Raw genomic sequence first — 5,426 nt, 5'->3', positions numbered from 1 at the left:
CGTTGTGGGACCGGGGTTCAACTCCCCCCACCTCCACCAAACAAGGGTCTTAACCGACCTCAAATAAGCCCGAAACACCTGATAAACACAGGGTTTCGGGCTTTTTTGTGCCTGTTTGTTGTCTCATTGAGTATGTAACATTCTTATCCCTTCTTGCCCTTTTGGTCACACCCTTAGTAACATCAGATCGAAACCACGGATTATGGTGTTACTAAAATGGCTAGAGTTACCAAACCCCTGAACAACACAGAAGTGAAGCAGGCAAAGCCCAAAGACAAGGAATACTCCCTGTCAGATGGTGATGGGCTGGCACTCAGAATTAAACCCAGCGGCTCAAAACTCTGGCTGTTTAACTACACCCGTCCTTTTGTGAAATCCCGAACCAATATCGGTTTAGGCAGTTACCCGGCTGTATCGCTGGCTGATGCCCGCAGAAAAGCCGCTGAAGCCCGCCAACTTCTCGCAGATGACATAGACCCCAAACAGCACCGGGACGAACAGCGCCAGCAATCCGCACAAGCCTACGCCAACACCTTTCAGGCCGTGGCTGAACAGTGGATGGACGTTAAGCGCAAGAAAGTATCTGAAGGCTACGCAACCGACATTGCCCGGTCGTTTGAGCTTCACATATTCCCGAAGTTTGGGGCGATGCCTATTCACCAGCTAAAAGCGCCTATCGCCATTCAGGCATTAAAGCCTGTAGCCGCTAAAGGCAGCTTGGAAACCGTCAAGCGCCTATGCCAGCGGCTTAATGAAGTTATGTTTTATGCGGTGAACAGCGGGCTTATTGAGAGCAACCCACTAGCCCAGATCGGCACTATGTTTGAACCACCGGAAAAGAAAAACCACCCAACCATTAAGCCGGACGAACTACCCAAGTTTATGCGGGACTTAGCCAACGCCAGCATAAAGAGAACCACCCGCTGCCTGATCGAATGGCAACTTCATACAATGGTTAGGCCAAATGAAGCCGCTGGCGCTCGTTGGGATGAAATAGATTTTGATAAGCGTATCTGGACGATACCCGCTATCAGAATGAAGAAAAAACTAGAGCATAAAGTCCCGCTTTCTGACCAATGCCTAGCCCTGCTGGAAACCATGAAAGAGATCAGCCAGCACAGCGAGTTTATTTTCCCCGGTGATAGAACACCGCATAAACCCAGCAACTCCAGCACCGCCAATATGGCGATTAAACGCATGGGTTACGGTGGCTTGCTGGTTTCCCACGGACTCAGAGCCTTAGCTAGCACCACCCTGAATGAGCAGGGCTTTGATTTTGACGTTATCGAATCCGCACTTGCCCACGTTGAGAAAAACGATGTTCGCAGAGCCTACAACCGGGCGGAATATATCGAACGCAGACGCAAGCTAATGGACTGGTGGAGCGAACATATTGAGCAGGCGGCAACAGGTAATCTGAGCATGGCAAGCGGCCACAGAATGCTGAGAGCGGTTTAGCGGAATAGGCCAAGGGAGATTAAAAGTAATGATGCAAAATGAAGAATATAACATCGAAATAACAGAGGTAACGGAAACCGTTGTTTATTATCGAGAGGTTAAAGATGATGGCATCTGGAACTGCTCTAGTCGGAGAGGAAAATTTGTTGAGAACGCGTACGTACTCGCAATAGATTTTGGGAAGAAAGCCCATTTAATTCAATGTGTTAAACATGGCCTAATAGAGCTTTTAGACGATAATTACCGAGAGATGCTTCAAGATATTATTGCAGGCAGACCGCCTAGGATAAAACACCATCAAACTTATCTTACGAAGCATAAAGAAAAATTAGAGATTTGGGCAGAAATACATTATTGGAATGGAAAAGGTCATCCTATAAAAAGCTCATCCACCACCGATGCGGTAACAATGGTCTCTGAGGAATACGAAAAAAGTAGTGAGCATGTATATAAAGAAATTTATTTAAAGCTAAAGAAGGAGAATGCAAGCCTTGAGGAAAAGGGCATGTACTCACATCTTGGATTTTTAAAAACAAGCTATTTGTTACTTGGACAGATGGCAGCTATTTGTTTGTGCGTCATAGAGTATGAAGATAACGGGAATATAGAGACGAATGGAATTGAGCCTGCTTTGCAGCATGCGTCTAGCAAGTTAGGCATTGAATTAAAAAAAGTTAAAAATCTTTATCAGTCTTGTAAAGAAATGGCCTCTAAAAAAGATAAAAGAACCATACATTCTGATTTGGCAGACATATTAGAACCTAGGGGGTACAAACTGCCATGAGTTTTTACTCTCCCAGCTAAGAAAAATATTGAGTTAGTCTGTTTTATGTAAATTGAGACATGAAACATGAGATATAACTATGACAAACACTCAATATTTGACTGACCGCACATTAGCCGCGCGTTATGAGGTGGCACGCTCAACTATCTGGCGCTGGTTAAAAGAAGGTCAGCTTCCCAAACCCGTCAAACTCGCAGGCTCTACCCGCTGGCGCTTATCTGATCTCGAAAAATGGGAGCAGAATCAAGAGGAGGGTGCGCAATGACTTTCAAATTTCAGGGCATTTCGTCCGAATATATCCCCGCTCAGGGCTGCAAAGCCCATATCCTAATCAACATGCTGACTGACACTGAAGTCTTAACAGAGCAGGCCATTCTTAACCAGATTGGCAGCAACTACCGTTCGCCATTGCAGCAGTTGGAAGGCGACCGTTACGGCCATTGGCTGATTATCCGCTGCGAGCATAAAGGGCAAAAAGCCTTTGCGCTCGACCCGCGCCATAAAAGCGGTGATCCCTTACAAGATCGCAAAGCAAGGGCGGAACGCTGGGTTTCACTAAAGAAAGTCAGCCTGAAGCAGGCCACGACAGAAACCGAACGCTGCCCACGAGCAAAGAGGGAGTTGCAGGAGGCGTTGGAAAATAAAAAAACCGCCTAGGCATAAAACCTAAACGGCTTAGTACATAACACTCGTTATGTATTTCTCAAATCAGCAGCGGCAAAGTTTGGCGACTGGAGTCGCTGCTAACTCTGGAACTATAGCAACATGACCACCATTGTTCACGCACCCAACTGCTCAAGATACGAGCCTTTTGCTGATGACCATAACTTATTGTTTGAAAAGGAGTTTTCAGCGAATGGTAACGAATGAGACAAAACACCCGATTTTCACCCCCTATTTTATCGAAACTGAATCAGGCGCAGCCCATACCGGGCGGGAGCTGGGGCTATTTGCCCCGGCTGAAATCAAGCAGGTAATTCATAATATCTATAGCAGTAGTCTTGTAGACCTAAGGGGTGGGTATCAGGGCTATTGTCAGGCAGTGTATTTATGAAGTTACAGACTGAATCCGAATACTTAATGTTGGGCGGTAACGTGTTCAAGGTGTACGCAGGCAAAGGGAAGCCGATTTACCCGGAGATACTTTACCGCACCTATGACCAGATCGAGGCGATGTTAAGCCACTATTCCCGTGTATTACTGGTGCGGATAGATATTCGCAACCATAGTGCCGAGCAGACAAACAGGGTTATGACAAAGCTGTCCAGCAAGCTGAAAAAGCGCCTCAACACCAAAGCCTATGGCTTTATCAATCGCTTAGGGTACGCGTGGGCGCGTGAGCAAAAAACCAGCGAAGCACACCATTACCATCTTGCGCTTATGTTGGATGGGCACAAAGTACAGCACCCTCACCGAGTTATTGAGCTGGTGGGGGATATTTGCTGGCGCTCTAATTTGTCAGCTTACACTCCAAGGAATTGCTACTACTTGCTAAGGCGTTCAGAGATAGATGGTCAAACACTGGCTAATGCGATTTACCGATTAAGCTACCTAGCCAAGGTGAACACCAAAGACAAACGCCCCAGCACTACGCACGACTACGGCACAAGCCGAATTAAGCCACGGACGAAACGACATACAGAGGCCGCAGCATGAGCAGTTTAGAGATATACCAACGGGCGGCACTATCTGCCCGAATCAATAACGCAGAAGATACAGCGGACGAACTCATTAAAGCCGCCTTTGACCCGGTAACACCGGATTATTTGCGGGCTGAGTTACAGGAGATTCTACGCAGCACCTTTGATGAAATGTTCCCAAACCTGAAACCATCCGGCTGTGATGATGACGGAAAGGTTTATTACAGCGTTACCGACATTGCCGATGCTCTGGGGATCGCCCCGGAACAGGTACAGGAAACAGCCACAGAGTTGTTTGGTAACTCCCAGTCTCAACCGGGCAAGGTTCACACGCTACAGTAACCACCTGTAAGCAGGATCAGAACAGGACTAAAGCGCCAGCTATCAGGGCGCTTTTCTTGTTTCTGGGGCAAAAGCATAAGATACTGTATTTTTAGCCAGCATAGACCAAGGTATAACAAAAGAGGCTTAAAACATGCCAGAACGCGAACAGGGGCGATTTAAAAAAGGAAGTAGTGGCAACCCACAGGGCAGACCCAGAAAAGCCACTACAGAGCTAGAGAAGGCGCTTAGGAAACATGGCGCAGAGCTGGCAGACAAGTTGATAGCCCTAGCACTGGATGGAGATACCACAGCATTAAAAATCTGTATCGACCGGATACACGCCCCACTAAAACCCCAGAGCACCCCGGTACAGATCGCCATACCAGAGAACGCAGGCATGGCAGAAACAGGCAGAGCGGTACTTGATGCCGTTGCCCGTGGTGAACTTGCCCCGGATCAGGCCGGACAGATGCTTGCTGGCTTAGGCACTCTGGCGCGTGTGATCGAAGTGGAAGAACTGGAAAAACGGATTCAGGCATTGGAAGAACAGAACCAATGAGATCAGCACTTGATAGACGACTGGCAAACCTAGAACGTGCCAAACGTCACACGACACCCACCAGAGAAAGGCTGAACCCTGAGGCTCTGGCTAGGATCGCTGATTATCTGGTTGATGGTTCACTGATCGGCATGGATCAGCTTAAACCAATGCTGGGGGCAGCTTATGAGTAAAGCCATAGAAAAGCGTCTGGCAGCACTAGAGCAAACCGGGCGCAGGTCGAAGGCAAAAAGAACACTGACCCTTGATGACTTTTACCGGGGTGTACCCCCTGATGTTGGTTTATCACTGGATTACTTTTACAAGGATGGCCGCAAGTGAACGCAGCGATACAGAAACGATTGGAGTCACTGGAGCAGATCAAAGCGACACCCGAAATCCGGGTAACAGAGATTCAGCTAATAAACCCAAAGACGGGAGAAGTCGGAGCAGTGATTCAAGTGCCACCAAATCGCAAAAAATAAAAAGATCAGCCCGACATAGTTACATTTTTTTGTCTGCCTAATGCCTACCACACAGCATGAACCTAAGGTTTAGTCACACCCTTAGTAACACCAAGCATAAACAACAAATAAAAAATCATTTATCATCAGGTAGTTAGCTAAACAATTAGACTCCCCCCACCCACCAAACATCGAAGGCCCAGCTGGAAACAGCTGGG

At 47.4% G+C, this 5,426-nt stretch carries 8 protein-coding genes; all 8 read left to right on the top strand.

Annotated features, from left to right (window positions below; genetic code table 11):
* The first annotated feature begins 216 nt into the window (after positions 1-216).
* The gene (locus ACN0UY_RS12915) at positions 217-1,458 is read left to right on the top strand and encodes an integrase domain-containing protein (protein ID WP_417667652.1); all 1,242 of its coding nucleotides are present in this window, start codon (positions 217-219) and stop codon (positions 1,456-1,458) included.
* Between the two features lie 28 nt (positions 1,459-1,486).
* A complete protein-coding gene (locus tag ACN0UY_RS12910) occupies positions 1,487-2,242 on the top strand; it encodes a hypothetical protein (RefSeq protein ID WP_417667650.1) in 756 nt (251 codons plus the stop codon).
* A gap of 79 nt (positions 2,243-2,321) precedes the next feature.
* The gene (locus ACN0UY_RS12905; RefSeq protein WP_417667648.1) at positions 2,322-2,507 is read left to right on the top strand and encodes a helix-turn-helix transcriptional regulator; all 186 of its coding nucleotides are present in this window, start codon (positions 2,322-2,324) and stop codon (positions 2,505-2,507) included.
* On the top strand, positions 2,504-2,899 hold the full coding sequence (locus ACN0UY_RS12900) for a hypothetical protein (protein ID WP_417667646.1): 396 nt from the start codon (positions 2,504-2,506) through the stop codon (positions 2,897-2,899). The genes ACN0UY_RS12905 and ACN0UY_RS12900 overlap by 4 nt, the downstream gene beginning before the upstream one ends.
* 393 nt (positions 2,900-3,292) lie before the next feature.
* Positions 3,293-3,898, top strand: a complete 606-nt coding sequence (locus ACN0UY_RS12895) for a YagK/YfjJ domain-containing protein (RefSeq protein WP_417667644.1) — start codon at positions 3,293-3,295, stop codon at positions 3,896-3,898.
* Positions 3,895-4,224 (top strand): hypothetical protein, encoded by a 330-nt coding sequence (locus ACN0UY_RS12890; RefSeq protein ID WP_417667642.1) that lies wholly within the window; start codon positions 3,895-3,897, stop codon positions 4,222-4,224. Before ACN0UY_RS12895 ends, ACN0UY_RS12890 begins: the two co-directional genes overlap by 4 nt.
* 133 nt (positions 4,225-4,357) lie before the next feature.
* Positions 4,358-4,765: a DUF5681 domain-containing protein gene (locus ACN0UY_RS12885; protein ID WP_417667640.1), complete on the top strand. Its 408-nt coding sequence runs from the start codon at positions 4,358-4,360 to the stop codon at positions 4,763-4,765.
* 165 nt (positions 4,766-4,930) lie between these two features.
* Positions 4,931-5,086 (top strand): hypothetical protein, encoded by a 156-nt coding sequence (locus ACN0UY_RS12880; RefSeq protein ID WP_417667638.1) that lies wholly within the window; start codon positions 4,931-4,933, stop codon positions 5,084-5,086.
* Positions 5,087-5,426 lie beyond the last annotated feature (340 nt).

The organism is Pseudidiomarina sp. (genome assembly GCF_048268165.1).
Taxonomy (GTDB): domain Bacteria; phylum Pseudomonadota; class Gammaproteobacteria; order Enterobacterales; family Alteromonadaceae; genus Pseudidiomarina.
Note: the sequence above shows the minus strand (reverse complement) of the source record. Positions and strands in the feature narration are given on the sequence as shown.